This is a genomic window from Pseudomonas solani (assembly GCF_026072635.1).
Lineage (GTDB): Bacteria > Pseudomonadota > Gammaproteobacteria > Pseudomonadales > Pseudomonadaceae > Metapseudomonas > Metapseudomonas solani.
In genome coordinates, this window is sequence record NZ_AP023081.1 from 6417251 (window position 1) to 6442893 (window position 25643).

General features: G+C 65.4%; 27 protein-coding genes. 18 read left to right on the plus strand and 9 right to left on the minus strand.

The window, feature by feature from the left end; all coding sequences use genetic code 11:
- Positions 1 to 107 precede the first annotated feature (107 nt).
- The 3 genes from PSm6_RS29065 to PSm6_RS29075 all read left to right on the plus strand — a co-directional run bounded on the left by PSm6_RS29065 (position 108) and on the right by PSm6_RS29075 (position 3612).
- A complete protein-coding gene (locus tag PSm6_RS29065) occupies positions 108 to 1436 on the plus strand; it encodes a flavin-containing monooxygenase (protein ID WP_021222169.1) in 1329 nt (442 codons plus the stop codon).
- Position 1437: 1 nt separating this feature from the next.
- On the plus strand, positions 1438 to 2172 hold the full coding sequence (locus PSm6_RS29070) for a sulfite exporter TauE/SafE family protein (RefSeq protein ID WP_021222170.1): 735 nt from the start codon (positions 1438 to 1440) through the stop codon (positions 2170 to 2172).
- A 78-nt stretch (positions 2173 to 2250) separates the two neighbouring features.
- Positions 2251 to 3612: a class II 3-deoxy-7-phosphoheptulonate synthase gene (locus PSm6_RS29075; RefSeq protein ID WP_021222171.1), complete on the plus strand. Its 1362-nt coding sequence runs from the start codon at positions 2251 to 2253 to the stop codon at positions 3610 to 3612.
- 61 nt (positions 3613 to 3673) lie between these two features.
- Here the strand turns inward: PSm6_RS29075 and PSm6_RS29080 are convergent, their stop codons facing one another.
- The 3 genes from PSm6_RS29080 to PSm6_RS29090 form a co-directional block, all read right to left on the minus strand.
- Positions 3674 to 4282, minus strand: coding sequence for an FMN-dependent NADH-azoreductase (locus PSm6_RS29080; protein ID WP_021222172.1), 609 nt, complete (start codon positions 4280 to 4282; stop codon positions 3674 to 3676).
- A 126-nt stretch (positions 4283 to 4408) separates the two neighbouring features.
- Positions 4409 to 5419, minus strand: a complete 1011-nt coding sequence (locus PSm6_RS29085) for an alpha/beta hydrolase family protein (protein ID WP_371876994.1) — start codon at positions 5417 to 5419, stop codon at positions 4409 to 4411.
- A 154-nt stretch (positions 5420 to 5573) separates the two neighbouring features.
- A complete protein-coding gene (locus PSm6_RS29090) occupies positions 5574 to 6080 on the minus strand; it encodes a DUF1993 domain-containing protein (RefSeq protein WP_043243466.1) in 507 nt (168 codons plus the stop codon).
- A 176-nt stretch (positions 6081 to 6256) separates the two neighbouring features.
- On the opposite strand from PSm6_RS29090, the gene PSm6_RS29095 reads away from it, so the two are divergent.
- The 6 genes from PSm6_RS29095 (at position 6257) to PSm6_RS29120 (ending at position 11492) form a co-directional block, all read left to right on the plus strand.
- Positions 6257 to 7165 (plus strand): LysR substrate-binding domain-containing protein, encoded by a 909-nt coding sequence (locus PSm6_RS29095; RefSeq protein WP_265169059.1) that lies wholly within the window; start codon positions 6257 to 6259, stop codon positions 7163 to 7165.
- An 88-nt stretch (positions 7166 to 7253) separates the two neighbouring features.
- Positions 7254 to 8453, plus strand: coding sequence for an MFS transporter (locus PSm6_RS29100; protein ID WP_265169060.1), 1200 nt, complete (start codon positions 7254 to 7256; stop codon positions 8451 to 8453).
- A gap of 10 nt (positions 8454 to 8463) precedes the next feature.
- Positions 8464 to 8811 (plus strand): MmcQ/YjbR family DNA-binding protein, encoded by a 348-nt coding sequence (locus PSm6_RS29105; protein WP_021222177.1) that lies wholly within the window; start codon positions 8464 to 8466, stop codon positions 8809 to 8811.
- Positions 8812 to 8887: 76 nt separating this feature from the next.
- Positions 8888 to 9262, plus strand: a complete 375-nt coding sequence (locus PSm6_RS29110; protein WP_021222178.1) for a DUF2834 domain-containing protein — start codon at positions 8888 to 8890, stop codon at positions 9260 to 9262.
- Positions 9201 to 9833: a putative glycolipid-binding domain-containing protein gene (locus tag PSm6_RS29115; RefSeq protein WP_021222179.1), complete on the plus strand. Its 633-nt coding sequence runs from the start codon at positions 9201 to 9203 to the stop codon at positions 9831 to 9833. The genes PSm6_RS29110 and PSm6_RS29115 overlap by 62 nt, the downstream gene beginning before the upstream one ends.
- A 93-nt stretch (positions 9834 to 9926) precedes the next feature.
- A complete protein-coding gene (locus tag PSm6_RS29120; protein ID WP_031288824.1) occupies positions 9927 to 11492 on the plus strand; it encodes a methyl-accepting chemotaxis protein in 1566 nt (521 codons plus the stop codon).
- Positions 11493 to 11547: 55 nt separating this feature from the next.
- On the opposite strand, the gene PSm6_RS29125 is transcribed toward PSm6_RS29120, so the two are convergent.
- The 5 genes from PSm6_RS29125 to kynB form a co-directional block, all read right to left on the minus strand.
- Positions 11548 to 12555: a virulence RhuM family protein/type II toxin-antitoxin system death-on-curing family toxin gene (locus PSm6_RS29125; protein WP_021222181.1), complete on the minus strand. Its 1008-nt coding sequence runs from the start codon at positions 12553 to 12555 to the stop codon at positions 11548 to 11550.
- Between the two features lie 74 nt (positions 12556 to 12629).
- A complete protein-coding gene (locus tag PSm6_RS29130; protein ID WP_265169061.1) occupies positions 12630 to 14090 on the minus strand; it encodes an amino acid permease in 1461 nt (486 codons plus the stop codon).
- Between the two features lie 34 nt (positions 14091 to 14124).
- On the minus strand, positions 14125 to 15432 hold the full coding sequence (locus PSm6_RS29135; protein WP_371876995.1) for an OprD family porin: 1308 nt from the start codon (positions 15430 to 15432) through the stop codon (positions 14125 to 14127).
- Between the two features lie 67 nt (positions 15433 to 15499).
- Positions 15500 to 16750, minus strand: coding sequence for a kynureninase (gene kynU / locus PSm6_RS29140; RefSeq protein ID WP_021222184.1), 1251 nt, complete (start codon positions 16748 to 16750; stop codon positions 15500 to 15502).
- An 8-nt stretch (positions 16751 to 16758) separates the two neighbouring features.
- Entirely contained in the window at positions 16759 to 17400 is a 642-nt protein-coding gene (kynB, locus tag PSm6_RS29145) for an arylformamidase (RefSeq protein ID WP_021222185.1), read from the minus strand.
- Positions 17401 to 17530: 130 nt separating this feature from the next.
- On the opposite strand from kynB, the gene PSm6_RS29150 reads away from it, so the two are divergent.
- On the plus strand, positions 17531 to 18007 hold the full coding sequence (locus tag PSm6_RS29150; RefSeq protein WP_021222186.1) for an Lrp/AsnC family transcriptional regulator: 477 nt from the start codon (positions 17531 to 17533) through the stop codon (positions 18005 to 18007).
- A 7-nt stretch (positions 18008 to 18014) separates the two neighbouring features.
- On the opposite strand, the gene PSm6_RS29155 is transcribed toward PSm6_RS29150, so the two are convergent.
- Complete coding sequence (locus PSm6_RS29155; protein WP_021222187.1) at positions 18015 to 18632, minus strand: alpha/beta family hydrolase; 618 nt, start codon at positions 18630 to 18632, stop codon at positions 18015 to 18017.
- A gap of 111 nt (positions 18633 to 18743) precedes the next feature.
- On the opposite strand from PSm6_RS29155, the gene ccoN (PSm6_RS29160) reads away from it, so the two are divergent.
- From ccoN (PSm6_RS29160) to ccoP (PSm6_RS29195), 8 genes are all read left to right on the plus strand, one after another.
- Positions 18744 to 20168, plus strand: a complete 1425-nt coding sequence (gene ccoN, locus PSm6_RS29160) for a cytochrome-c oxidase, cbb3-type subunit I (RefSeq protein ID WP_021222188.1) — start codon at positions 18744 to 18746, stop codon at positions 20166 to 20168.
- Between the two features lie 11 nt (positions 20169 to 20179).
- Complete coding sequence (ccoO, locus tag PSm6_RS29165; protein ID WP_021222189.1) at positions 20180 to 20791, plus strand: cytochrome-c oxidase, cbb3-type subunit II; 612 nt, start codon at positions 20180 to 20182, stop codon at positions 20789 to 20791.
- Positions 20792 to 20797: 6 nt separating this feature from the next.
- Complete coding sequence (locus PSm6_RS29170) at positions 20798 to 20983, plus strand: CcoQ/FixQ family Cbb3-type cytochrome c oxidase assembly chaperone (RefSeq protein ID WP_021222190.1); 186 nt, start codon at positions 20798 to 20800, stop codon at positions 20981 to 20983.
- Complete coding sequence (gene ccoP, locus PSm6_RS29175) at positions 20980 to 21918, plus strand: cytochrome-c oxidase, cbb3-type subunit III (RefSeq protein ID WP_021222191.1); 939 nt, start codon at positions 20980 to 20982, stop codon at positions 21916 to 21918. The genes PSm6_RS29170 and ccoP (PSm6_RS29175) overlap by 4 nt, the downstream gene beginning before the upstream one ends.
- 433 nt (positions 21919 to 22351) lie before the next feature.
- The gene (ccoN, locus tag PSm6_RS29180) at positions 22352 to 23791 is read left to right on the plus strand and encodes a cytochrome-c oxidase, cbb3-type subunit I (RefSeq protein WP_031288829.1); all 1440 of its coding nucleotides are present in this window, start codon (positions 22352 to 22354) and stop codon (positions 23789 to 23791) included.
- Positions 23791 to 24402, plus strand: a complete 612-nt coding sequence (ccoO, locus tag PSm6_RS29185; RefSeq protein WP_043243475.1) for a cytochrome-c oxidase, cbb3-type subunit II — start codon at positions 23791 to 23793, stop codon at positions 24400 to 24402. Before ccoN (PSm6_RS29180) ends, ccoO (PSm6_RS29185) begins: the two co-directional genes overlap by 1 nt.
- Before the next feature lie 5 nt (positions 24403 to 24407).
- Positions 24408 to 24596, plus strand: coding sequence for a cbb3-type cytochrome oxidase subunit 3 (locus tag PSm6_RS29190; RefSeq protein WP_265169062.1), 189 nt, complete (start codon positions 24408 to 24410; stop codon positions 24594 to 24596).
- A complete protein-coding gene (gene ccoP, locus PSm6_RS29195) occupies positions 24593 to 25567 on the plus strand; it encodes a cytochrome-c oxidase, cbb3-type subunit III (RefSeq protein WP_043243476.1) in 975 nt (324 codons plus the stop codon). The genes PSm6_RS29190 and ccoP (PSm6_RS29195) overlap by 4 nt, the downstream gene beginning before the upstream one ends.
- Positions 25568 to 25643 lie beyond the last annotated feature (76 nt).

Below are 25643 nucleotides of genomic sequence, written 5' to 3' on the forward strand. Positions count from 1 at the left end.
GAAGCGAGGTGCCCTCACCTCGCCATAATCCGGGCATGCCGCAGGCCTCGCCAGGCGCTGCCCGAAAAAACCCGAGAAGAATAACAGCCAAGAGGTGCATCCCACTCATGTACGCCATCATCGGCGCCGGCCCCATGGGCCTTTGCGCGGCCCGCCAGTTGCAGAAGCATGGAATCCCCTTCGTCGGCTTCGAGCTGCACGAGGACGTCGGCGGGCTCTGGGACATCGACAACCCCCACAGCACCATGTACGAGTCCGCGCACCTGATCTCCTCCAAGCGCACAACCGAGTTCAGCGAGTTCCCCATGGCCGACGACGTGGCGCCCTACCCGCACCACAGCGAGATGCGCCGCTATTTCCGTGATTACGCCCAGCACTTCGGCCTGCGCGCGCACTACCAGTTCGGCACCCGCGTGGAATCCCTGGAGCGCCGGGAAAAGGGCTGGAAGCTCACCAGCGAGCGCAACGGCGAACGCCACGAGTGGTTGGTGGACGGCGTGCTCATCGCCAACGGCACGCTGCACGCGCCCAACCAGCCGGAGCTGCCCGGCCGCTTCGACGGCGAACTGCTGCATTCCGCCGACTACCGCTCCCCGGCCCTGTTCGAGGGCAAGCGGGTGCTGGTGATCGGTTGCGGCAACTCGGCCTGCGACATCGCCGTCGATGCCGTGCACCGCGCCCGCTCGGTGGATATCTCGGTACGCCGTGGCTACTACTTTCTGCCGAAGTTCCTCCTCGGCCGCCCCATCGATACCTTCGGCGGCGCGGTAAAACTGCCGCGGGCACTGAAGCAACGCATCGACGGCGCATTGATCCGCGCCCTGATCGGCAAGCCCTCCGACTACGGCCTGCCCGAACCGGACTACCGCCTCTATGAATCCCACCCGGTGGTGAACTCCCTGGTGCTGCACCACCTCGGCCATGGCGACATCAAGGCGCGGCCGGACCTGGCCAGCATCGAGGGCCGCCAGGCGGTGTTCTGCGATGGCAGCCGCGCAGACTACGACCTGATCCTCCAGGCCACCGGCTACAAGCTGGACTACCCCTTCATCGCCCGCGAGGAGCTGAACTGGCCCGAGCGCGCCGGGGCGCCGCAGCTGTACCTGAACATCTTCCATCCCCAGCATGACGACCTGTTCATGATGGGCATGGTGGAAGCCTCCGGCCTCGGCTGGCAGGGCCGCGCCGAACAGGCGGAGCTGGTGGCGCTGTTCATCCGCCAGTGCCAGGCCGGCAGCGCCTCGGCCGAGCGTTTTCGCCGCCTCAAGGCCGAGCGCGCCGGGCAGCGCCTGGACGGCGGCTACGCCTACCTGGAGCTGGAGCGCATGGCCTACTACGTGCACAAGGACAGCTACCGCAGCAGCGTGAAACGGCATATCGACGAGCTGCGCCGCGACCTGCGCGAACAGCCCGCCGACATCAGCGCCCTGGCCTGAGGTGGCGGGCGACCCCTGGCTCTGGCTGGGCCTGTTCATCCTCTTCGCCTATGGCCTGGAAGCCGTCACCGGCTTCGGCAGCACGGTGGTGGCCCTGTCCCTCGGCGCCCTGCTGCTGCCGATCGGCCAGTTGCTGCCGGTGCTGGTACCCCTGAACCTGCTGATGAGCGGCTACCTGGCCTGGCGCTACCGGCACCTGGCCGACGGGCCGCTGCTGCTGGGCGGCATCCTCCCCGCGATGCTCGCCGGTACCCTGCTCGGCTACGCCCTGCTGCCCTGGCTCGAGGGTGCCGCGCTGAAGCAGGGCTTCGGCGTGCTGATCCTCTGGTTCGCCCTGCGCGAGCTGTGGCGCCAGCGCCATGAACGGCCACGGGGCCATTCACCCGCCTGGATGACCCGCCTGCAGATCGGCGCCGGCGGCGTCTGCCATGGCTTGTTCGCCTCGGGCGGCCCGCTGCTGGTCTACGCCCTGGCCGGCACGCCGCTGTGCAAGGCGCGCCTGCGGGCCACCCTGGCCTGCGTCTGGCTCAGCCTCAACGGTCTGCTCAGCCTGGCCTTCCTGGTGGACGGCCGCCTGGCCCCCGCCCTGCCCCACCTGGCGCTCTACCTGCCCCTGCTGGTGCTGGGCGTGGCGGCTGGGGAATGGCTGCACCACCGCGTGGCCGAGCGGCACTTCCGCACCCTCACCTACCTGCTGCTGTGTCTCTGTGGCCTGTTGCTGGCCTGGCACGCCTGAAGCACCGCCAGGCGCTGGCAGCGCGGGGCCTTTCGGTTACCATGCGCCATCCGCCACACAGCCCTGATCGAGACCCTGATGAGCAACTTGTCGTCCAGCGCAGACTGGAGCCCGGAAAGCTGGAGAACCAAGCCGATCCTGCAACAACCGACCTACCCGGACGCCGCTCGCCTGGCCAAGGTCGAGCAGACCCTGGCCAGCTACCCGCCCCTGGTGTTCGCCGGTGAGGCGCGCGAGCTGCGCCGCCAGTTCAGCGAAGTGACCGAAGGCCGCGCCTTCCTCCTCCAGGGTGGCGATTGCGCGGAAAGCTTCGCCGAGTTCTCCGCCGCGAAGATCCGCGACACCTTCAAGGTGTTGCTGCAGATGGCCATCGTCATGACCTTCGCCGCCGGCTGCCCGGTGGTGAAGGTGGGGCGCATGGCCGGCCAGTTCGCCAAGCCGCGCTCGGCCGATGACGAAACCATCAATGGCGTCACCCTGCCCGCCTACCGCGGCGACATCGTCAACGGCATCGGCTTCGACCCGGCCAGCCGGATTCCCGACCCGGAGCGCCTGCTGCAGGCCTACCACCAGTCCACCGCCAGCCTCAACCTGCTGCGCGCCTTCGCCCAGGGCGGCTTCGCCGATGTGCACCAGGTGCACCAGTGGAACCTCGACTTCATCGCCAACTCGGCACTGACCGAGAAGTACAGCCAGCTCGCCGACCGCATCGACGAGACCCTAGCCTTCATGCGCGCCTGTGGCCTGGACACCGCCCCGCAACTGCGCGAGGCCAGCTTCTTCACCGCCCACGAGGCGCTGCTGCTGAACTACGAGCAGGCCTTCGTGCGCCGCGACAGCCTCACCGGCGGCTGGTACGACTGCTCCGCGCACATGCTCTGGATCGGCGACCGTACCCGCCAGCTGGACGGCGCCCATGTCGAGTTCCTGCGGGGCGTCGGCAACCCCATCGGCGTGAAGGTGGGGCCGAGCATGCCCAGCGAAGACCTGATCCGCCTGATCGACACCCTCAACCCGGACAACGACCCGGGCCGCCTCAACCTCATCGTGCGCATGGGCGCCGAGAAGGTCGGCGAGCACCTGCCTCGGCTGATCCGCACCGTACAGGCGGAAGGCCGCAAGGTGCTGTGGAGTTCGGACCCGATGCACGGCAACACCATCAAGGCGTCCAGCGGCTACAAGACCCGCGACTTCGCCATCATCCTGTCCGAGGTGAAGCAGTTCTTCCAGGTGCACCAGGCAGAGGGCAGCCACGCTGGCGGCATCCACATCGAGATGACCGGGCAGAACGTCACCGAGTGCATCGGCGGCGCCCGCCCCATCACCGAGGATGGCCTCTCCGACCGCTACCACACCCACTGCGACCCGCGCCTCAACGCCGACCAGTCGCTGGAGCTGGCCTTCCTCATCGCCGAGACCCTGAAACAGGTCCGCCGCTGAGGGCACGGCCTTCAGAAACGACGAAGCCCCGCCAATGCGGGGCTTCGTGTTTTCAGCGGGCTCAGGCGGCGATGAACAGCTCGCCGATGCGCTGCTGGGCGCCTTTGATGGCGTTGGCGCGGGGGTCTTCGCCGTAGGCCAGGCCTTCGGCGCGGACGATCTCGATATCGGTGATGCCGAGGAAGCCCAGCACCTGCAGCAGGTAAGCCTCATGGGCCTGGCCGCTGGCCTGGCCGGCGTGGATACCACCGGCGGTGGAAACGATCACCACCTTCTTGCCACCGGCAAGGCCCTTGGGGCCGTTCTCGTCGTAGGCGAAGGTTTTGCCGGCGACGGCGATGCGGTCGATCCAGGCCTTGAGCTGGGTCGGCACGGTGAAGTTGTACATGGGCGCACCGATGACGATGGCGTCGGCGGCGAGGAATTCGGCGAGGGTTTCCTCGGCCAGCTTCACTTCGGCCTTCTGCGCGGCGTCACGCAGTTCCGCCGGGGTGCCGCCGGCCACCAGGCTGGCTGCGGAAAGGTGGGCGTAGGCGTCGGTGGCGAGGTCGCGGTAGCTGACCTGGGCGGCGGGCTCGGCGGCCTGCCAGGCCTGAACCACGGCACCGCTCAGTTGGCGGGAGGCGGAGGCGTCGCCGAGGATGCTGGAGTCAAGGTGCAGAAGCTTCATGGGTATCCCCTGATTTGGCGATCACCGGATGTGATCGAAGTGAGGAGAATCCTATCCATGAAGCGAAACCCTGATTAGTCGGCAAAAATGCGATGCACTGTCTCATCGGTAGGACGAACCTACGGATCATCGTGCCGAGGTCTGCAGGTCGCTCAGGGTCTGGGTGAAGAAGCGCACCGCCTCGGCATTCAGCTGACGGTGGATGGCGACCCGGTCGACGCCCTCGGCGTCCTGGCACAGCTGCGGCAGCATGGCGTCCATTTCCGTCGAGCACGGCGCCATGAACACGAAGTGCCCCGCCCCCGGCAGCAGGCGGAAATCCGGGGGATTGGGCAGCCTGCGCTGCAGGGCCCCGGCGTTCTGCTCCAGCTGCAGGGTGCGGTCGTCATCCCCGGAATAGAGCAGCACCGGTACCTGCACCGGTTCGAGCTCCTTGCGGCCGAACATCAAGCCCAGCGGGGCCATCAGCATCAGCGCACTGACCCGGGAATCGGCGATGGCTTCGAGGTCGTCGCGGTCGGAAATCAGCTCGCCGGCATGGCCGCAGGCGTCATCGTCGTCCGGCCACTGCCGGCAGTAGGCACGCAGGCGCTCGGGTTCGGGCTGGGCGCCGGCGAGAATCAGCGCCGTCTCGCCGCCGGCCGAGTAGCCGATCACGCCGACCCGCTCGGTATCCAGGCTGCCGGCCAGCAGTGCGTCCTGCTCGGCGGCGTCTATCGCGGCGGTCAGCTGCAGCGGGCGCCCATAGAGGTTGCTCAGGGTGCCGCTGCGGCTCTGATCCTTGTAGTTGTCGCCGGTGTGCAGCACCGCCAGCACGACGAAACCGCGCCGCGCCAGGGCGGTGGCGAGGTCGTGATGGGCCAGTGGCGAACCGCCGTTGCCGTGGGAGAGCAGCACCAGGGGGAAATGGCCGGTGGCGATGGGCGCATCCATGCCGGCATCGACCTGGTAGAAGCCAAGCTCGGTGCGGGTCGGCTCTCCGGATGCAGGATAGAAGGCGACGGCACTCATCTCGCGCTGCCCGTCCACCGGGTCGGCGAGAACCAGGCGGTGCACGCCCACCGCTTGCGCGCCGAATGCGGGGAGGGTCGCCAGCAGCGACGCCAGGGCCAGTACTGCAGAAAGACGAACCAACATGGTGCTCACCTTCCGTTCCAGGTTCAGGAATCGGGCGTGCCTGCCATCAATTGCGCCTTGCTTCGTTCCTTGAGCCGGCAGCGCCGACGGCCTATCCGCCGGCGCCACATGCATTGCATGGATCACGCCACAAGTCGTGGCGCGGGAGGGGCGATCAGACGCCGCCGAGGAAATCCATCTTGCCGATCTTCACCCCGTTGTGGCGCAGGATGTTGTAGGCGGTGGTGATGTGGAAATAGAAGTTCGGCAGGGAGAAATTCAGCAGGAAGGCCTGCCCCGGGAAGCTCACCTCGCTGCCACGCATCTTCAGCACCACGGTGCGCCCCTCGCTGCCATCTATCTGCTCCGGGCGGATTTCCTGGATGAAGCCGAGGGTGCGGGCGATGCGCTCCTGCAGCTCCGGGAAGCTCGCTTCAGTATCGGCGTAGGGCGGCACCTCCAGCTGCGCCAGGCGCGCTGCGCAGCCCTTCACCGAGTCGGTGGCGATCTGCACCTGGCGCACCAGGGGGAACATGTCCGGCGCCAGGCGCGAGTTGAGGAACACAGCCGGCTCTATGCCCTGCGCCTCGGCGTGGGCAGCGGCCTTGTCGAGAATGGTGGACAGGTTGCCGAGCATGCGGGTGAAGACAGGAATGGAAGCCTCGTACATGGACAAGGACATGGGTGCTGACTCCGTGATGGCAGGGGGATGGACCGGGCGAAGGTGCCGGTCGCCGCTCCACGATACACCCGCAGCGGGCGGCTTGTGCAGGCCTGCGAGATTGTCCCGCTGACGAAATCCGTGGCGCCGGAATCAGCGCCGATGCCATAGTTCGTCCCCTCTACAGGACAATCCCCATGCAAGACCTCAACGACCTCTTCTACTTCGCCAAAGTCGTCGAACACGGCGGCTTCGCGGCCGCCGGGCGCCTGCTGGGCATTCCCAAGTCGCGCCTGTCGCGCCGCATCGCCGAACTGGAAACCCGCCTGGGCGCCCGCCTGCTGCAACGCACCACGCGCAAGCTGGCCCTGACCGATGTCGGCGAGCGCTACCTGCGCCATTGCCAGGCGATGCTGCTGGAGGCCGAGCAGGCCGACGAAGCAGTGGCCTCGCTGACCAGCGAACCGCGCGGGCGCATCCGCGTCTCCTGCCCCACCGAGGTGGCGCGCATGCGCCTGCGCCATGTGTTCCCCAGCTTCCTCCAGCGCTATCCGCAGGTGCAGCTGGAAGTCATGCTGAGCAACCGCCGCATCGACCTGGTCAACGAAGGCGTCGATGTGGCGCTGCGGGTGCGCGAGCAGGACGACGAAGACCCGTCGCTGATCTGCCGCCAACTGAGCCCCGCCCGCGCCATGCTGGTGTGCGCACCGAGCCTGCTCGAGGGCGTGACCCTGAACGACCCGGACGACCTCCAGCAACTGCCGGCCCTCGGCGCCCTGGAGACCGACCGCCGCCTGCACTACCTGCTGCGCGACAGCCGTGGAAACCGCTGCGACATCGTCCTGGAAGCACGCCTGAGCATCGAGGACTTCGAGATCCGCAAGCTCGCCGCGCTGCAAGGCCTGGGCATGACCATGCTGCCGCAGATGAACTGCCAGCAGGAGCTGGAAGCCGGCACCCTGGTTCGCCTGCTGCCGGGCTGGGAGTTGCCGGGCGGCAACCTGCAAGCCGTTTACACCCACCGGCGCGGCATGCTGCCGGCGGTGCGCGCCTGGATCGAGCACCTGGCCGAGGCCTGCCAGGCCGAGGGGCTGCAGCCCATCTGAGGCTTGCGAAGAATAGTTAGCTAGCTTTCATTAACCCCATGACTGGGTGATGATGGCGCTCTTCCCCAGCCCCACCCGGACAAGCCCCATGAGTGCCGCCGAGCAGTCTGCAACCGCCACCACCTTGCAGATCGTCTCCATCGTCTTCTTCACCTTCATCAGCTTCCTCTGCATCGGCCTGCCGCTGGCCGTACTCCCGGGCTACGTACACAACGACCTCGGCTACGGCTCGGTACTGGCGGGCATCGTCATCAGCACCCAATACGCCTCCACCCTGCTCTCGCGGCCCATGTCCGGCGCCGTGGCCGACCGCCAGGGGCCCAAACGCGCCGTGCTCTACGGGCTTGCCGGCTGCGCACTGAGCGGCGTGCTGACCCTGGCGTCCACCTCGCTGCAGCAGTTCTCCACCCTGAGCATGACGCTGCTGCTGGCCGGGCGCGTCGCCCTCGGCGTCGCCCAGGGCCTGGTGGGCACCGGCTCCATCAGCTGGGGCATCGGCCGGGTCGGCGCCGAGAACACCGCGCGGGTCATCTCCTGGAATGGCATCGCCTCCTATGGCGCCGTGGCCCTGGGCGCGCCACTGGGGGTGCTGATGGTGGGCAGCGTGGGGCTGTGGAGCATGGGCGCGCTGATCGGCCTGCTCGGGCTCGGCGCCCTGGCGCTGGCCTGGAACAAAGAGGCGGCCCCCATCGTCCAGGGCGTGCGCCTGCCATTCCGCAACGTCTTCCTGCGCATCGCCCCCAACGGCACGGCGCTGGCCCTGGGCTCCATCGGTTTCGGCACCCTGGCCACCTTCGTCACCCTCTATTACGCGAGCCGTGGCTGGGATGGCGCGGCCTGGTGCCTGACCGCCTTCGGTTGTGCCTTCATCGGTGCGCGGCTGCTCTTCGCCGGGGCCATCAACAGCCGTGGCGGCTACCGCGTGGCCATCGCCTGCCTCGGCATCGAGAGCCTCGGCCTGCTCCTGCTGTGGCTGGCCCCGCAGCCCTGGCTGACCCTGTGCGGCGCGGCGCTGACCGGCTTCGGCCTGTCGCTGGTGTACCCGGCGCTGGGCGTGGAAGCCATCTCGCGCATTCCCGCCTCCAGCCGCAGTTCGGCCCTGGGCGCCTACGCGGTGTTCTTCGACCTCGCGCTGGGCATCGCCGGCCCCCTGATGGGCGCCATCGCCACGGGATTCGGCTTCGGCTCCATCTTCATGGTTGCCGCCGGCATGGCGCTCGTGGGTATGCTGCTCAGCTTCTACCTGCTGCGTATCGACGAACGCAGCGGGCCCACCCCCGCCCCGTGAAGGAACGCCCATGACCGCCGACGAGATAGCCGCTTTCTGCCTGCAATTGCCGGGCGCCCGTGAAGACCTCAAATGGGGCAGCAACCGGGTGTTCTCGGTGGCCGAGAACAAGATGTTCGCCATCCTCGACTTCCTCGGCAGCGACCTGGCTTTCAAGGTGGACGCCGACCTGTTCCTCGGCCATGTCGACCGCCCCGGCATCCGCCCGGCGCCCTACCTCGCCCGCGCCCACTGGGTGACCCTGGCCATGCCGCCTTCGGTGGGCGGTGAAGAGCTGCGCTCGCTGCTCACCCGCTCCCACCAACTGGTGGTGGCCAAGCTGCCCAAGTACAAGCGCGCCGGCCTGCTGCTGGACTGACTGCGACAATCCGTCAGCTGCACGGGGGCCTTCGCCGTTCTATCGTCCGCGTCAATCCAACAACAAGGACGTCACCATGCCTGCACGCCTGTCCGCACTTCTCGCCCTTGTCGCCTTCGGCGGCTATACCCTCTATGTCATGGCCATCAGCGAACAACCGCTCCTGGAGTTCGGAGCCCAGCTGATGAGCCGCCCGGATACCGCCCAGGTGGTGATCGACCTCTACCTCGCCTGCGGCCTGATCGGCATCTGGATGTACCAGGACAACCGCCGCCAGGGGCGTGGGCTGCTCTATCTGCTGCCCTTCTACCTGGTCACGGCAGTATTCGCCTCCATCGGCCCGCTGCTCTACCTGGCACTGCGCAGGCCCACCAACCGGAAAACCGACGATGGAAGCCACCGCGCTGTGGCAGCACCTGTGGAACAGCCGGGCACCGACCCCAGGGCTTGAGCACCTGCGCCTTGAAGGCCGGCGCGCAGGCAGCGTCCTGCTGGCCTTCGACGAACAGGGCAGCCCCTACCGCCTGGGCTATCGGCTGGAGTACAGCCAGCACTGGCGGCCCCGCCACCTGCACGTCCGCGTCGACGACGAGCGCGGCACCCGCGAGCTACGCCTGCATTGCAACCGCAGCGGCGAATGGCGGGATGGCGCGGGCACCCCACTGCCGCAGCTAAGCGGCTGCCTGGACCTCGACCTCTGGCCCACGCCCTTCACCAACAGCCCGGCGATCTGGCGCCTGGACCTGGCCCAGGACCAACGCGAAGAGATCGCCGTCGCCTACATCGAGGCGCCGAGCCTCGACCTGCAAGTGATGCGCCAGGCCTATACACGGCTGGACGCGCGCCACCTGCTGTACCAGAACCTGGATGGCGATGGCTTTCATGCTGTACTCACGCTTGGCGATGACGGGCTGGTGGAAGACTACCCGGGCCTGTTCCGCCGGCTGCGCCGATGGGCGCAACAGGGCCCGCTACCGCCGAAGGCTCTGGAACGCGATTTACGTGAAAAATCCCGCTCATGAGTTGTAAAGTTTTAGATACACTTCACAAAAAATTTCGGCTCAACTTTGGTGCATCCACGCCGATACGCGCTCTAAGCCTTGCGGAAGAACACTATGAGAAACAATCAGCCAGTCACTCAGCGCGAACGTACTTTCCCTCCCCAGCAACGTCTGATCTCCACGACGGACAGCAAGGGCGTGATCACCTATTGCAACGAAGCCTTCACCGATATCAGCGGCTACAGCCGCGACGAATTGATCCGTTCGCCGCATAACCTGGTGCGCCACCCGGACGTTCCGCCCGCCGTCTTCGCCCATATGTGGGCGACGCTGAAGAAGGGCCGCCCCTGGATGGGCATCGTCAAGAACCGCTGCAAGAACGGCGATCACTACTGGGTCAACGCCTACGTGACGCCGATCTTCGAAGGCAGCCAGGTGGTCGGCTACGAGTCGGTGCGGGTCAAGCCCACCGCCGAGCAGGTACGCCGCGCCGAAGCGCTGTACCAGCGCATCAACGCCGGCAAGTCGGCCATCCCCAGCCGCGATCGCTGGCTGCCCATCGTGCAGGACTGGCTGCCCTTCATCCTCATCAGCCAGATCGGCTTCATGATCGGCGCCTGGCTCAACTCGCACTGGGGCTTCCTCCTCGCCGCGCTGCTGTCCGTGCCCCTGGGCCTCAGCGGCCTGGCCTGGCAGAACCGCGGCATCAAGCGCCTGCTGCGCCTGGCCGAGCAGACCACCTCGGACCCGCTGATCGCGCAGATGTACACCGACAGCCGCGGCGCCCAGGCCCGCCTGGAGATGTCCATCCTCAGCCAGGAAGCGCGCCTGAAAACCTGCCTGACCCGCCTGCAGGACACCGCCGAGCACCTCACCGAGCAGGCCCGCCAGGCCGACGCCCTGGCCCACAACAGCTCCGAAGGGCTGGAACGCCAGCGGGTGGAAACCGAACAGGTGGCCACGGCAGTGAACCAGATGGCCTCCACCACTCAGGAAGTCGCCAGCAACGTGCAGCGCACCGCCGACGCCACCCAGGAAGCCAATCGCCTCACCGGCCAGGGCCGCAGCATCACCGCCGAAACCCGCGAAGCCATCCAGCGCCTGTCGCGCGCGGTGGGGGAAACCGGCGAGACCGTCACCCGCCTGGCCCAGGACAGCAACGAGATCGGCGGCGTGGTCGACGTGATCAAGGGCATCGCCGACCAGACCAACCTGCTGGCGCTCAACGCCGCCATCGAAGCAGCGCGTGCCGGCGAGATGGGCCGTGGCTTCGCCGTGGTCGCCGATGAAGTACGCCAGCTGGCGCAGCGCACCGCCGAATCCACCGGGCAGATCCACCAGCTCATCGCGCAGCTGCAGAAGACCGCCGAGGAAGCCGTGCGCACCATGGAAACCGGGCGCCGCCAGGCCGACGAAGGCGTGGAGCGCGTGCTGGAGGCCGACCAGGCCCTGGTGGGCATCAGCGAGGCGGTGGCCAACATCACCCAGATGACCGACCAGATCGCCGCCGCCACCGAGGAACAGAGCGCCGTGGCCGAGCAGATCAACCAGAGCATCAGCAGCATCGCCCAGCTCGCCGACCAGACCTCCGGCGAAGCCCAGCGCACCGTACTGCTCAGCGAAGAGCTCACCACCACCGCGCAAGGCCAGTACTCGCTGGTGGACCGCTTCAACCGTTGAATCAGCGGGTATGAAAAAGGGCGCCTCGGGGCGCCCTTTTCCTTTGCCTGCCGGTTCACTCCATGATCAGGTTCATCACCAGGTGGACCATCAGCTCCTTCTGTCGCGGATCGCTCTGGGCCACCAACAGGGCGATGGCCGCGAGGGCGTTGTCGTTGATCTTCAGTTCGCCATCCGTCTTCAGGTGATGTCGGTTTCGCCTCAGGAACCAGATGAACAAGAAGGCTCCGATGCGCTTGTTGCCATCGGTGAAGGGGTGGTTCTTGATCACCATGTACAGCAGGTTGGCCGCCTGCTCCTCGATGCTCGGGTAAAGGAACTGCCCGCCGAAGGACTGCACGATATTGCCCAGCAGCCCCTCGAAGCTGTCGTCCTTCGGCTGGCCGAACAGCTCGCTGGCCTCCCCCCTGTGCATCAGGTCGGCCTTCAGCGCGGCGATGCATTCGGCGGCCTCGCCCGGCTCGATCACATAGCGGATGTCTTCGGTGAAACCATCGCGGGCAAGGCGTTCGCCGTCGAACTGGTTGAGCAGCACGAAGGTACGCGCATACCCGGCGATGACGCTCACCAAACCACGCGCCTCGGTCAGGCTGGCCCGATCCACCAGGCCGTCACGGAACAGCGTCAGGGTCTTCTGCAACTGCCCGATACGCGCCTGCTGCGCCTCCAGCCTTCGCCGGTTGAGGCTGTAGCCCTGGAGCAGGAGCTCCTTGAGCACGGCGTTGGCCCAGATGCGGAAACGCGTGCCCTGCCTTGAGTTGACGCGATAACCAACCGAGATGATCGCATCGAGGTTGTAGTGTTTCAGACGGCGAGTGACGTCCCGCTGCCCTTCCCGGCGAACAACCGAGTATTCCTCGGCAGTTGCCAGCTCCTCCAACTCCCCTGTCTGGTAGATGTTCTTGAGGTGCAGCCCAACGTTGTCCGAGCTCGTATCGAACAGCTCCGCCATCTGCCGCTGGGTCAGCCAGACGGTCTCCCCCTCCTCCATGCGTACCTCGGTAACGCTTCCCCCTTCCCGCTGGTAGATCAGGATCGGCAGGGCTTCCTGCAAGGCATCCATATCGTCGCCCTTCCTTGTGGTGATGGACTCCGCAGTCTGCTTGCACCCTGCCGGGTGCGTGGCTCGCCGGCCTGTCAGGAACGTTCCTGTTCTGGCGTCCTGGCTCCGACGCCACTCAGCTGGACAGGGAGGTCGCCCGCTTCCGCCCCGATTGCCGGTGCAGCCCTGCGCAGGACCAACAGGTAGGCGATGGAGAGCAGCGCCAGGAACGGCACACCGAATACCAGGGTCATGCGGAACGCCGGCACGAAGGCCGTGGTGATCAGGACCGCCAGCACCAGGACCAGGCCCAGCAGCGTTCCATAGGGGAAGCCCCACATGCGAAAGGCCAACGGTGCATTGCCCAGGCGCTGGTGATAGCGGCGGAAGCGGTAGTGGGTGAGGAAAATCATCATCCAGGCGAAGAGCGCGCCGAAGATGGAGATGGCCATCATCAGCATGAAGGACTGCTCGGGGAATACCAGGTTGACCAGGGTCGCCAGGGCGATGCCGGTGCAGGAGAGCGCCAGGGCGTTCAGCGGCACTCCGGCCTCGCTCAGCCGGCCCATCGCCTTGGGTGCGTGGCCCGCGCGGGACAGGCTGAACATCATCCGCGTGGTGGTGTACAGCTGGCTGTTCATGGCCGAGAGCGCCGCCACCAGGATCACGAAGTTGATCAAGCCCGTGGCACCCGGAATCCCGACCTGTGCCATGACGCTGACGAAGGGGCTCTGCGCGCCCTGTCCGGACTGGTGCCAGGGCACCATGGCGAGGATCAGCGCGAGGGTGAGCAGGTAGAACACCACCAGCCGCACCATGGTCACCTTGAAGGCCTTCTTCACCGCCTGCTCGGGGTGTTCCGCCTCGCCGGCAGCCACGGCGATCATCTCGATGCTGAGGTAGCTGAAGATGGCGATGATCACCGCGATCCATACGCCCGAAATGCCGTTGGGCATGAAGCCGCCGTGCTCGACGTAGTGGTGGAAGCCGTACTCCGGGTTCTGCCCACCGAACACCAGCCAGGCCCCCAGCAGGATGAAGGCGAGGATGGCGCTGATCTTGATGGCCGAGAACCAGTACTCGAAGTGGCCGAACGCCTTGACGCTGATTGCGTTGGTGAAGATCAGCACCGAGGAGAACAGCAGGATCCACACCCACCCGGCCACGTCGGGGAACCAGTGCTTCATGTACATCGCGATGGCGGTGACCTCCGTTCCCACCGCCAGGACAATGGACGCCCAGTAGGCGTAGCGCACCAGGAACCCCGCCAGCGGGCTGATGTAGAACTCGGCGTAGGCACCGAAGGAGCCGGAGGTGGGATGGGCCACGGTCATCTCCGCCAGGCACCCCATCAACAGCAGCGCGATCAAGGCGCCGAGGGCATAGCTGACGAGCACCCCGGGGCCGGCGAAGCCGATGGCGAAGCTGCTCCCCATGAACAGCCCGGTGCCGATGGCACCCCCGATGGCGATCATGCTCATCTGCGCCGAAGTGAGCTGGCGCTTGAGGCCCTGCTCGCGGGCCGCGATGGCGGCGAATCCAGTCTTGGTGGTCATTTCGTGCCTCGTCCTTATTGTCGTTGTGCAGGCGTCAGAGAAGTTGCAGCGGGTATTCGATGATCACCCGCAGTTCGTTGTTGTCTGCGGTATCGGCACGGGCCACCTGCCCGGTTGAGCGGATGCTGGCCTGGCGCAGGCGCACGGACAGGTCCTTGGCCGAGCCGGACTGCACGACGTAGCGCAACTCGATGTCCCGCTCCCAGCGCTTGCCGGCCTCGCCGTAACGCTGGTAGGAGCCCGGCCCCTTGTGATGGCTGTCGTCGATGTGGTCACCGCGGATGTAGCGGGTCATGAAGCCCAGGCCGGGTACGCCGAACAGCGCCAGGTCGAGGTCGTAGCGCAGTTGCCAGGAGCGCTCGTTGGGGGCGTTGAAGTCGAGCACCTGCACCGAGTTGGCGAGGTAGATCGATGTGCCGGGCTGGCGATCGAAGCCCAGGTAGTCGAATGGCTCGTCGCCGCTTACCCGCTGATGCGCCAGGGTCAGGGCATGGGCGCCCTGGCTGTAGCGTGCGGAAGCGGACCAGGCGGTGGTGTCGATCCCGCCCGCCAGTCGCCGCCCCTGGCCACGGGTGCGATAGAGGTTGAAGTCGAAGGTCAGGGTACGCGCTTCATCCAGCCCCACGCGGTGGTTGGCTCCCAGGTAGTGCTGGCGCCAGACGTCTTCGAACCTCGAGGTGTAGGCGGACAGCCCGGTGCCTTCCGCCGGGGTCCAGTCGAAGCCGGCGTAGTCGACCCGACGCGTTTCCACCTGGGCGAACAGGGCCTTGAGTGCGCCGTCGCCATTGGTGGAGTTGCCGTCGTTGCCGGCGGTGAAGTGACCGGCCTCCAGCAACAGGTCGTCGCGTTCGCGACTGGCCAGCGAGAAGCCGATGGCCATCGGCGCGAACAGCCGTGCGTTGCCGGTGCCGAACACCGGGTTCATCGGTGCCTGGCTGCCGTATTTCAGCTCGCTGCGCGAGATACGCAGCTTCAGCGCCGCGCCGACCTCGCTGTAGTCGTCTTCAGGCCGCCCGGCGGAGTCCAGGGGCAGCAGGTCGGTGCCGGTGCGAGCACGGTTGCTGTCGAGCTTGAGCCCGAGGCTGGCGTACGCATCGACACCGAGGCCCACCGTTCCCCGGGTATAGCCGGAGCTGTAGTCCAGTTGCATGCCATGGGCCCACTCCTCCCGGTAGTTCTGCCCACCGGGGTTGTTGAGCATGTTGCGGTGGAAGTAGAAGTTGCGCTGGGTCAGGACCAGCCGGCTGTCCTCCAGGAAGCCTTCGGCCGGCTCCCCGGACATCGCCTGGGGGCTGAGGGATGCACAGAGCAAGGCACACGCCATTGGGAAACGGGATTTCATCATCATCGACCTCTTCTTGTGGTTATGGGCTCGAGGCTGGGCGCCCTCCCCGGGCGCCCGGTTGGGTTCAGGTCACCTGCTTGCGGGTCATGAAGCGCTCTGCGCGCCAGGCATCGCTGTCGAGCACGTCAACGAGCGCCTCGGCGGCATCCCAGACATCGGTGAAGCCGGTGTAGAGCGGGGTGAAGCCGAAGCGCATGATCCGCGGCTCGCGGTAGTCGCCGATGACGCCACGGTCGATGAGCGCCTGGATCACGGCGTAGCCCTCGGGGTGCTCGAAGCTCACGTGGCTGCCGCGGCGGGCGTGTTCCAGCGGCGTCACCAGGGTCAGCGGGTGCTCGCCACAACGGGCGCGGACGCGTTCGATGAAGAGGTCGGTCAGTGCCAGGGACTTCTCCCGCAGGGCCTGCATGTCGGTCTTCTCGAAGGCCTCCAGGCCGCACTCCACCATGGCGAGGGAGGTGATCGGCTGGGTGCCGCAGAGGTAGCGGCCTATCCCCGGGGCCGGCTCGTAGCGGGCCTCCATGCCGAACTGGCGGACATGGCCCCACCAGCCCGTGAGCGGCTGCCAGACCAGCTCGCGCAGGTGCGGGGCGACCCAGACGAAGGCCGGCGAGCCTGGGCCGCCGTTGAGGTACTTGTAGGTGCAACCGATGGCGTAGTCGGCGCCGGAACCCTTGAGGTCGACCGGCACCGCGCCGGCCGAATGGCAGAGGTCCCAGATGGTCAGCGCACCGCACTCGTGTGCCAGCGCCGTGAGCGCGGCCATGTCGTGGAGGTGGCCGGTCTTGTAGTTCACCTGGGTGATCAGCGCGACGGCGGTGTCGGTGCCGATGGCCGCGGGCAACTCCTCCGGTGCATCCACCAGGCGCAGGCTGTAACCCTGCTGGAGCATGTCGGCGAGGCCTTCGACCATGTAGATGTCGGTGGGGAAGTTACTGCGTTCGGTGACGATCACCTTGCGCGACGGGTCGCGATCGGCCTGCACACGAAGCGCTGCCACCAGCACCTTGAAGAGGTTGATGGATGTGGTGTCGGTGATGACCACCTCGTCCTCGCCCGCGCCGATCAGGCGAGCCAGCCGGTTGCCCAGGCGCTCCGGCAACGCGCGCCAGCCGGCGCTGTTCCAGCTGCCGATCAGCCCTTCGCCCCACTCCTTCTCCACCACTTCGCGAGCCCTCTGCAGCGCGGGCCTCGGCCGGGCGCCGAGGGAGTTGCCGTCGAGGTAGATCACGCCTTCGGGCAGGACGAATTCTTCGCGCAAGGGGCCGAGGGGGTCGCGGGCATCGAGGGCCAGGCAGTCTTCTCTTGTAGTCATGTCGATTCCTAGGCAGGCAGGCGACGCAGCACGGCGCGAACCGGGCTGGCATCGAGATGGGTGAATTTGAGCGGGAGGGCGATCAGTTCGTAGTCGCCCGGAGCGACGTCATCGAGCAGCAGGCCTTCGAGGATCGCCATGCGCCAACGGCGAACGGCCTGGTGCGCATCGAGCGTCTTGCTGTCCTGGGGGTCCAGCGACGGCGTGTCGATACCCACCAGGCGCACACCGTGGCGGGCCAGCAGTTCGACGGCCAGCGGATCGATGGCCGCGAAGGCCTCGGGCCAGCTGTCGAGAGGCGCTTGCCGCCAGGTGCGGATCAGGACCCGGGGCGGCAACTGGTGAAGATGCGGTTCCAGTTGCGCAGGCCGTACCAGGCCGCCGGCATCCAGGCAGTGGATGACCCGGCAAGGGCCGAGGTAGGGCGCCAGGTCGACGTCCCCGATCGCCGCACCGGACGCGTCGTAGTGCAGCGGTGCATCGGCATGGGCGCCCGTGTGGGGCGACAGGGTGATGCGCCCCACGTTGACCGGGCAGTGCTCGTCGATGTGCCAGCAGCGTTCCTCCTGGAAGGGCGTATCGCCCGGCCAGGTTGGCGTGCTGGCGTCTAGCGGTGGACTGATGTCCCAGAGGGACTGGCCGTCTTGCATGATCGGACTCCCGTGAAAGGAGGATGATCATGGGTCAGGGGCCGAAGAATGTTCGTGCTATCTTCGTCCCGAAAGCGGCACTTATTCGAAGATAATTTCGCCAGACAACAGTTCACTGAAAGAATATTCAATGACCCTGGATACTACCGATCTGCGCCTCCTCCTCTGCCTCCAGCAGAACGGACGCATCAGCAACCAGGAACTGGCGGAGAAGGTCGCGCTCTCGCCCTCAGCCTGCTTGCGTCGGCTACGCAACCTGGAAGACGGTGGGGTGATCCGCGGCTATCGACCGCTGCTGGATGCCGAGCGCCTGGGAATCGAGCTGGATGCCCTGGTGCACCTTTCCATGCGCCAGGACGAGGATGGCTGGCACGAGCGCTTCATGGAGCAGGTACAGAGCTGGCCCGAGGTGGTGAGCGCCTTCATCGTCACCGGCCACAGCAACTATGTGCTGCGGGTCCAGGCGCGCAACCTGAAACAGTTCTCCGACTTCATCGTCAACCGCCTGAACCGCGCCCGGGGCGTCACCGACATCCGCTCCGAGATCATCCTGCAGCAGATCAAGGATGGCGGCGGCGTGCTCGACCTGCTCGTCGCGCGAAAGTAGCGCGCACTCAACTCGCCAGGAAGGCCGCCACGGCATCCGCAGCGCCGTCCATGTGCTGCTCGTGAGTCAGGCCCGACGCCTTGAGGGGCTTGAGGTCATGGTCGCCTGCGACAAGCCAGTGCAGATGGATCGACGGGGATAACGCGTAGCCGGTGACGGCAGGGCGGTCGCCAAGGGCATCACGCTCGCCCTGGATGATCAGGGTCGGGGTCTTCAGTTCGGCCAGGTGCGCGACCCTCGGCTTCTCCGGTTTGCCGGCGGCATAGAAGGGATAACCCAGGCAGACCAGCGCATCCGCGCCCAGCTCGTCGGCCAGCAGGCTGGCCATGCGACCGCCCATGGATTTGCCACCGATGGCCAATTGCCCCGTGACGTGCTGTCGCACCTCGGCATGCACGGCACGCCAGTGATCGAGCAATTGCCCCTGGGGATTCGGCGGGCGCTTGCGCCCATCCTCACGCCGCGCAGCCATGTAGGGAAACTCGAAACGAACCACCGCAATGCCCCGCGCGGCAAGCTTTTGCGCCATTTCATCCATGAAGGCGCTGTCCATCGGCGCCCCCGCGCCATGGGCCAGCACCAATGTGCTCTCGATAGGGCCCGAAGGCCGGTTCCACAACAACATAGGGAAATCTCCGGTGGACGGCGTCCGTTGATCCAAATCAATAGGACTTGAAGGGGCTTTCACCATGCTTCGCACGCAATTCCAAGAAACCGTGTACGGAAGCCCACAAACATGAACACAGCAGTCAGTACCGCCTACAACTACAAGGTGGTCCGCCAGTTCGCCATTATGACGGTGGTCTGGGGAATCGTCGGGATGGGGCTCGGCGTTCTCATAGCTGCCCAGCTAGCCTGGCCGGAGCTCAACTTCAACCTGCCCTGGACCAGCTTTGGGCGCTTGCGACCCTTGCACACCAACGCGGTGATCTTCGCGTTCGGTGGTTGCGCATTGTTCGCCACCTCCTACTACGCCGTCCAACGCACCTGCCAGACCCGCCTGGTCTCGGACAAACTCGCTGCCTTCACCTTCTGGGGTTGGCAACTGGTGATCGTCCTGGCCGCCGTAAGCCTGCCGCTGGGCTTCACCAGCTCCAAGGAATACGCCGAGCTGGAATGGCCGATCGACCTTCTCATCACCATCGTCTGGGTCAGCTACGCCGCCGTGTTCTTCGGCACGGTGATGAAGCGCAAGACCAAGCACATCTACGTCGGTAACTGGTTCTTCGGTGGCTTCATCCTCACCGTGGCCATCCTCCACGTGGTGAACAACCTGGAGATCCCGGTCACCCTGACCAAGTCCTACTCGCTCTATGCGGGTGCAACCGATGCGATGATCCAGTGGTGGTACGGCCACAACGCCGTGGGCTTCTTCCTGACCGCCGGCTTCCTGGGGATGATGTACTACTTCGTTCCGAAGCAGGCGGGTCGCCCGGTCTACTCCTACCGCCTGTCCATCGTCCACTTCTGGGCGCTGATCGCGGTCTACATCTGGGCCGGCCCGCACCACCTGCACTACACCGCGCTGCCGGACTGGGCACAGAGCCTGGGCATGGTGATGTCGCTGATTCTGCTGGCGCCGAGCTGGGGCGGCATGATCAACGGCATGATGACCCTGTCGGGCGCCTGGCATAAGCTGCGCGACGATCCGATCCTGCGCTTCCTGGTGGTCTCCCTGGCCTTCTACGGCATGTCCACCTTCGAAGGCCCGATGATGGCCATCAAGACCGTCAACGCCCTCTCCCACTACACCGACTGGACCATCGGCCACGTACATGCCGGTGCCCTCGGCTGGGTCGCCATGGTGTCCATCGGCTCGCTGTATCACCTGATCCCGAAGGTCTTCGGTCGCGAGCAGATGCACAGCGTCGGCCTGATCAACGCCCACTTCTGGCTGGCCACCATCGGCACCGTTCTCTACATCGCCTCGATGTGGGTCAACGGCATCGCCCAGGGCCTGATGTGGCGCGCAGTGAACGAGGACGGCACCCTGACCTACTCCTTCGTCGAAGCGCTTGAAGCCAGCCACCCCGGCTTCGTGGTGCGCATGATCGGCGGCGCGATCTTCCTCAGCGGCATGCTCCTCATGGCTTACAACACCTGGCGCACCGTGAAGGCTGCCAAGCCGGCCGAATACGACGCCATCGCCCAGATCGCCTGAGGAATCGATAGATGAAAAAGCATGAAGTCATCGAGAAAAACGTCGGCCTGATGGCGTTGTTCATGATCCTGGCAGTCAGCATCGGCGGTCTGGTACAGATCGTCCCGCTGTTCTTCCAGGACGTCACCAACACCCCGGTCGAAGGCATGAAGCCCTACACCGCGCTGCAACTGGAAGGTCGCGACATCTACATCCGTGAAGGCTGCGTTGGCTGCCACTCGCAGATGATCCGTCCGTTCCGTGCCGAGACCGAGCGTTACGGCCACTACTCCGTCGCCGGCGAAAGCGTCTGGGACCACCCCTTCCTGTGGGGTTCCAAGCGTACCGGCCCGGACCTGGCCCGCGTTGGCGCCCGCTACTCGGACGACTGGCACCGCGCGCACCTCTACAACCCGCGCAACGTAGTGCCGGAGTCGAAGATGCCGGCCTACCCGTGGCTGGTGGAGAACAAGCTCGACGGCAAGGACACCGCCGCCAAGCTCAGCGCCATGAAGACCCTGGGCGTGCCCTACACCGACGAGGACATCGCCGGTGCCTCCGAGGCGGTCAAGGACAAGACCGAGATGGACGCCCTGGTCGCCTACCTGCAGGTGCTCGGCACCAGCCTGAAGACCAAGAGGTAAGGCGCCATGGACGTTGGAATACTGCGCGGCCTCGGCACCTTGCTGGTGCTGGTCGCGATGATCGGGGTGTTCTGCTGGGCCTACAGCGGCCGGCGCAAGGCTGACTTCGAGCAAGCCGCGCTGCTGCCTTTCGGTGATGACGCCGAGCCCAGCCTGCAAGACCGGAATGTTTCTAGGAGCACACACGAATGACCACTTTCTGGAGCTGGTACATAACCCTGCTCACCCTCTTCACCCTGGTGGCGCTGCTCTGGCTGGTGTTCGCCACCCGCAAGGGCGAGGCCAAGGGCACGGTCGACAAGACCATGGGCCATGCCTTCGACGGTATCGAGGAGTACGACAACCCGCTGCCCAAATGGTGGTTCATGCTGTTCGTGGGCACCATCGTCTTCGCCATCGGCTACATGGTGCTCTACCCCGGCCTGGGCAACTGGACCGGCCTGTTCCCCGGCTACGAAGGTGGCTGGACCCAGGAGAAGCAGTGGCAGCGTGAAGTGGACAAGGCCAACGCACAGTACGGCCCGATCTTCGCCAAGTACTCGGCCATGTCGCTGGAAGCCGTCGCCCAGGATCCGCAAGCCATGAAAATGGGCGGCCGCCTGTTCGCCACCTACTGCTCCATCTGCCACGGCTCGGACGCCAAGGGCGCAGTGGGCTTCCCCAACCTGGCTGACAGCAGCTGGCGGTGGGGCGGCGACGCCGAAACCATCAAGGCCACCATCCTCCACGGTCGCATGGCTGCCATGCCGGCCTGGGGTGAAGTGCTGGGTGATGAAGGCGTGAAGAACGTCGCGGCCTATGTTCGCCAGGACCTGGCCGGCCTGAAGCTGCCGGACGATGTGAAAGCCGACGTGGAAGCCGGTAAAGCCATGTTCGCCACCACCTGCACCGCCTGCCACGGTCAAGAAGGCCACGGCACTGCAGCCATGGGTGCTCCGGACCTGACCCAACCGGCCGCCTGGATCTACGGTTCCAGCCTGGCCCAGCTGCAACAGACCATCCGCTACGGCCGCAACGGCCAGATGCCTGCCCAGGAGCAATACCTCGGTCAGGACAAGGTGCACATCCTTGCCGCCTACGTGTACAGCCTGTCCCGCAAGGACGGCGAGAAAGTAGCCAGCGAGTGATCCGAACCGGCGACGCAAGGAGGCGTCGCCACACCGGCCGGACCGAAAGGCACCGGACGGAGCCGCGCAAAGGCAGCCCAACGCAAGACGGGCAACACGGACACAAGGATGTGTCCACCCCTCCACAGCCCCTCCTTATATATAGTGCGACCCAATGTCGCACCCCTCCCGACCAGCTGCCTTCCCCCCCAAAGCTCATCGTCTACGCTGCTGAATAGTCCTCATCGGTCATGAGGACAAGGCGGTTCCCCCTCCTCGCCCCCGGCTCGAAGTGCTCCATCAGACCCTGGGCGACCCGGCTGGAATCCTTGCCCCGAGGGCTCTGAAAGGGTGATTGTGTCGGCATGTGTCGTTGCAATGACTACCCTCTTTCTCCATACTGCCGCCGCTTTTTTGTCCCCCGAAAAACTCCATTAACCGTGGAACCCCTAGCATGAGCACAGCAATCAGTCAGACTGCTTATAACTATAAGGTGGTCCGCCAGTTCGCCGTTATGACGGTGATCTGGGGGGTCATTGGGATGGGTCTAGGCGTGTTCATCGCCGCACAACTCGTGTGGCCGGAACTCAACCTGAACCTTCCGTGGACCAGCTTCGGCCGTCTGCGCCCCTTGCATACCAACGCGGTGATCTTCGCCTTCGGTGGTTGCGCCCTGTTCGCCACGTCCTACTACGTGGTGCAACGTACCTGCCAGGCCCGGCTGATTTCCGATGGATTGGCAGCCTTCACGTTCTGGGGCTGGCAAGCCGTGATCGTGCTGGCAGTGATCACACTGCCCCTGGGTTACACCTCCTCCAAGGAATACGCTGAGCTCGAGTGGCCGATCGACATCCTCCTGGGGATCGTCTGGGTCACTTACGCAATCGTGTTCTTCGGCACCATCGTCAAGCGCAAGACCAAGCACATCTATGTGGGCAACTGGTTCTTCGGCGCCTTCATCCTGGTGACTGCACTGCTGCACATCGTCAACAGCGCGGAAATCCCGGTCTACGCCTTCAAGTCGTACTCCGTGTACGCCGGCGCGACCGACGCGATGATCCAGTGGTGGTACGGCCACAACGCCGTGGGCTTCTTCCTGACCACCGGCTTCCTGGGGATGATGTACTACTTCGTTCCGAAACAGGCCGAGCGTCCGATCTACTCGTATCGCCTGTCCATCGTGCACTTCTGGGCGCTGATCACCCTGTACATCTGGGCCGGTCCGCACCACCTGCACTACACCGCTCTGCCGGATTGGGCCCAGTCCCTGGGCATGGCGATGTCCCTGATTCTGCTGGCTCCGAGCTGGGGCGGCATGATCAACGGCATGATGAGCCTGTCGGGCGCCTGGCATAAGCTGCGCAGCGACCCCATCCTGCGCTTCCTGGTGGTTTCCCTGGCCTTCTACGGCATGTCCACCTTCGAAGGCCCGATGATGGCGATCAAGACCGTCAACGCCCTCTCCCACTACACCGACTGGACCATCGGCCACGTACACGCCGGCGCCCTCGGCTGGGTAGCGATGATCTCCATCGGTTCGCTGTACCACCTGATTCCGAAGGTCTTCGGTCGCGAGCAGATGCACAGCGTCGGTCTGATCAACGCCCACTTCTGGCTGGCCACCATCGGTACCGTTCTCTACATCGCCTCGATGTGGGTCAACGGCATCACCCAAGGCCTGATGTGGCGTGCAGTCAACGAAGACGGCACCCTCACCTACTCCTTCGTCGAAGCGCTGGAAGCCAGCCATGCCGGTTACCTGGTACGCATGATCGGCGGCGCGTTCTTCGTCACCGGCATGCTGCTGATGGCCTATAACACCTGGCGCACCGTGCGTGCCGCCAAGCCGTCCGAATACGAAGCCGCTGCCCAGATCCCGCAAGGAGCTCACTAATGAAGCAACACGAATTAGTCGAGAAGAACGTAGGTCTGCTGGCGCTGTTCATGGTCATCGCCGTGAGCATCGGTGGTCTGGTGCAGATCGTTCCGCTGTTCTTCCAGGACGTCACCAACACCCCGGTCGAAGGCATGAAGCCGCGCACCGCGCTGGAACTCGAAGGCCGTGACATCTACATCCGCGAAGGCTGCGTAGGCTGCCACTCGCAGATGGTCCGTCCGTTCCGTGCCGAGACCGAGCGTTATGGTCACTACTCCGTTGCCGGCGAAAGCGTCTGGGACCACCCCTTCCTGTGGGGTTCCAAGCGTACCGGCCCGGACCTGGCCCGCGTAGGCGGCCGCTACTCCGACGACTGGCACCGCGCGCACCTGTACAACCCGCGCAACGTGGTTCCGGAATCGAAGATGCCGTCCTACCCGTGGCTGGTGGAGAACAAACTCGACGGCAAGCACACTGCCGCCAAGATGGAAGCTCTCCGTACCGTAGGCGTGCCCTACACCGACGATGACATCGCCGGCGCCAAAGACGCAGTCAAGGGCAAGACCGAGATGGACGCGCTGGTCGCGTTCCTTCAAGGCCTTGGCACCTCGATCAAGAACAAACGGTAAGCATGATGGATATCCAGACTCTCCGCGGGCTGGGAACCATCCTGGTGTTCGTCGCCTTCATCAGCGTCGTGCTCTGGGCGTACAACAGCAAGCGCAAGGACAGCTTCGACGAAGCTGCCAACCTGCCCTTCGCAGACGACAAGCCAGCGAACACCAAGAGCGACGAAGAAGCTTCTAGGAGTAAGAGCGAATGACCACGTTCTGGAGTTGGTACGTAACCCTGCTCACCAGCGCCACACTGGTGGCGCTGACCGTGCTGATCTTTGCCACCCGCAAAGGCCAGCGCCAGGAAAGCACCGAAGAAACCGTCGGCCACGCCTTCGACGGTATCGAGGAATATGACAACCCGCTGCCCAAGTGGTGGTTCATGCTGTTCGTCGGCACCCTGATTTTCGCCGTCGGCTACCTGGTCCTGTACCCGGGCATGGGCAACTGGAAAGGCATCTTCCCCGGCTACAGCACAGTCACCGAAGGCAAGCCCTTCGCTGACGGCCAGCCCGGCTGGACCGGTGTTCACCAGTGGGAAAAGGAAATGGACAAGGCCGACAAGCAATACGGCCCGCTGTTCCAGAAGTACGCTGCCATGCCGATCGAGGAAGTGGCCCAGGACGAGAAAGCCCTGAAAATGGGTGGTCGTCTGTTCGCTTCCAACTGCTCGGTCTGCCACGGCTCCGACGCCAAGGGCTCCTATGGTTTCCCGAACCTGACCGACGCCGACTGGCGCTGGGGCGGTGAGGCCGAAACCATCAAGGCCACCATCCTTGGCGGCCGCCACGGCATCATGCCCGCCTGGGGCGAAGTCATCGGCGAACAAGGCGTACGTGATGTCGCCGCCTTCGTCCGCGTGACCCTGGATGGCCGCGACCTGCCGAAGGACGCCAACGCCAATCCGGAAGCCGGCAAGGCGATCTTCGCTGCCAACTGCGTGGCGTGCCACGGTCCGGAAGGCAAGGGCACCCCGGCAATGGGCGCGCCGAACCTGACCCACCCGGGCGCGTTCATCTACGGCAGCAGCTTCGCTCAGCTGCAGCAGACCATTCGTTACGGCCGCCAGGGCACCATGCCGGCTCAGGAAGAACACCTGGGCAACGACAAGGTTCACCTGCTTGCCGCCTACGTCTACAGTCTGTCGCACAAGAACGCCGCAGAGACCGAAAGCAAGTAACGCCGAGCCTGCCATGCGCGACGCACTGTCGCACATGGCAGGCTGCTATGAGGCGTACCATATGCGGCAGGCAAAA

Excerpts from the sequence above, each read along its gene's own strand:
- PSm6_RS29090 (WP_043243466.1), bottom strand. The coding sequence starts at position 6,080 with ATGTCCTTGTCCATGTACGAGGCTTCCATTCCTGTCTTCACCCGCATG.
- PSm6_RS29155 (WP_021222187.1), bottom strand. The coding sequence starts at position 18,632 with ATGTTGTTGTGGAACCGGCCTTCGGGCCCTATCGAGAGCACATTGGTG.
- kynB (WP_021222185.1), bottom strand. The coding sequence starts at position 17,400 with ATGCAAGACGGCCAGTCCCTCTGGGACATCAGTCCACCGCTAGACGCC.
- PSm6_RS29130 (WP_265169061.1), bottom strand. The coding sequence starts at position 14,090 with ATGACCACCAAGACTGGATTCGCCGCCATCGCGGCCCGCGAGCAGGGC.
- PSm6_RS29095 (WP_265169059.1), top strand. The coding sequence starts at position 6,257 with ATGCAAGACCTCAACGACCTCTTCTACTTCGCCAAAGTCGTCGAACAC.
- ccoO (WP_043243475.1), top strand. The coding sequence starts at position 23,791 with ATGAAGCAACACGAATTAGTCGAGAAGAACGTAGGTCTGCTGGCGCTG.
- PSm6_RS29100 (WP_265169060.1), top strand. The coding sequence starts at position 7,254 with ATGAGTGCCGCCGAGCAGTCTGCAACCGCCACCACCTTGCAGATCGTC.
- ccoN (WP_031288829.1), top strand. The coding sequence starts at position 22,352 with ATGAGCACAGCAATCAGTCAGACTGCTTATAACTATAAGGTGGTCCGC.
- PSm6_RS29120 (WP_031288824.1), top strand. The coding sequence starts at position 9,927 with ATGAGAAACAATCAGCCAGTCACTCAGCGCGAACGTACTTTCCCTCCC.
- PSm6_RS29170 (WP_021222190.1), top strand. The coding sequence starts at position 20,798 with ATGGACGTTGGAATACTGCGCGGCCTCGGCACCTTGCTGGTGCTGGTC.
- PSm6_RS29075 (WP_021222171.1), top strand. The coding sequence starts at position 2,251 with ATGAGCAACTTGTCGTCCAGCGCAGACTGGAGCCCGGAAAGCTGGAGA.
- PSm6_RS29150 (WP_021222186.1), top strand. The coding sequence starts at position 17,531 with ATGACCCTGGATACTACCGATCTGCGCCTCCTCCTCTGCCTCCAGCAG.
- ccoP (WP_021222191.1), top strand. The coding sequence starts at position 20,980 with ATGACCACTTTCTGGAGCTGGTACATAACCCTGCTCACCCTCTTCACC.
- PSm6_RS29125 (WP_021222181.1), bottom strand. The coding sequence starts at position 12,555 with ATGGATGCCTTGCAGGAAGCCCTGCCGATCCTGATCTACCAGCGGGAA.
- PSm6_RS29080 (WP_021222172.1), bottom strand. The coding sequence starts at position 4,282 with ATGAAGCTTCTGCACCTTGACTCCAGCATCCTCGGCGACGCCTCCGCC.
- ccoO (WP_021222189.1), top strand. The coding sequence starts at position 20,180 with ATGAAAAAGCATGAAGTCATCGAGAAAAACGTCGGCCTGATGGCGTTG.
- ccoN (WP_021222188.1), top strand. The coding sequence starts at position 18,744 with ATGAACACAGCAGTCAGTACCGCCTACAACTACAAGGTGGTCCGCCAG.
- PSm6_RS29065 (WP_021222169.1), top strand. The coding sequence starts at position 108 with ATGTACGCCATCATCGGCGCCGGCCCCATGGGCCTTTGCGCGGCCCGC.
- PSm6_RS29190 (WP_265169062.1), top strand. The coding sequence starts at position 24,408 with ATGGATATCCAGACTCTCCGCGGGCTGGGAACCATCCTGGTGTTCGTC.
- PSm6_RS29085 (WP_371876994.1), bottom strand. The coding sequence starts at position 5,419 with ATGTTGGTTCGTCTTTCTGCAGTACTGGCCCTGGCGTCGCTGCTGGCG.
- ccoP (WP_043243476.1), top strand. The coding sequence starts at position 24,593 with ATGACCACGTTCTGGAGTTGGTACGTAACCCTGCTCACCAGCGCCACA.
- PSm6_RS29115 (WP_021222179.1), top strand. The coding sequence starts at position 9,201 with ATGGAAGCCACCGCGCTGTGGCAGCACCTGTGGAACAGCCGGGCACCG.
- PSm6_RS29135 (WP_371876995.1), bottom strand. The coding sequence starts at position 15,432 with ATGAAATCCCGTTTCCCAATGGCGTGTGCCTTGCTCTGTGCATCCCTC.
- PSm6_RS29105 (WP_021222177.1), top strand. The coding sequence starts at position 8,464 with ATGACCGCCGACGAGATAGCCGCTTTCTGCCTGCAATTGCCGGGCGCC.
- kynU (WP_021222184.1), bottom strand. The coding sequence starts at position 16,750 with ATGACTACAAGAGAAGACTGCCTGGCCCTCGATGCCCGCGACCCCCTC.
- PSm6_RS29110 (WP_021222178.1), top strand. The coding sequence starts at position 8,888 with ATGCCTGCACGCCTGTCCGCACTTCTCGCCCTTGTCGCCTTCGGCGGC.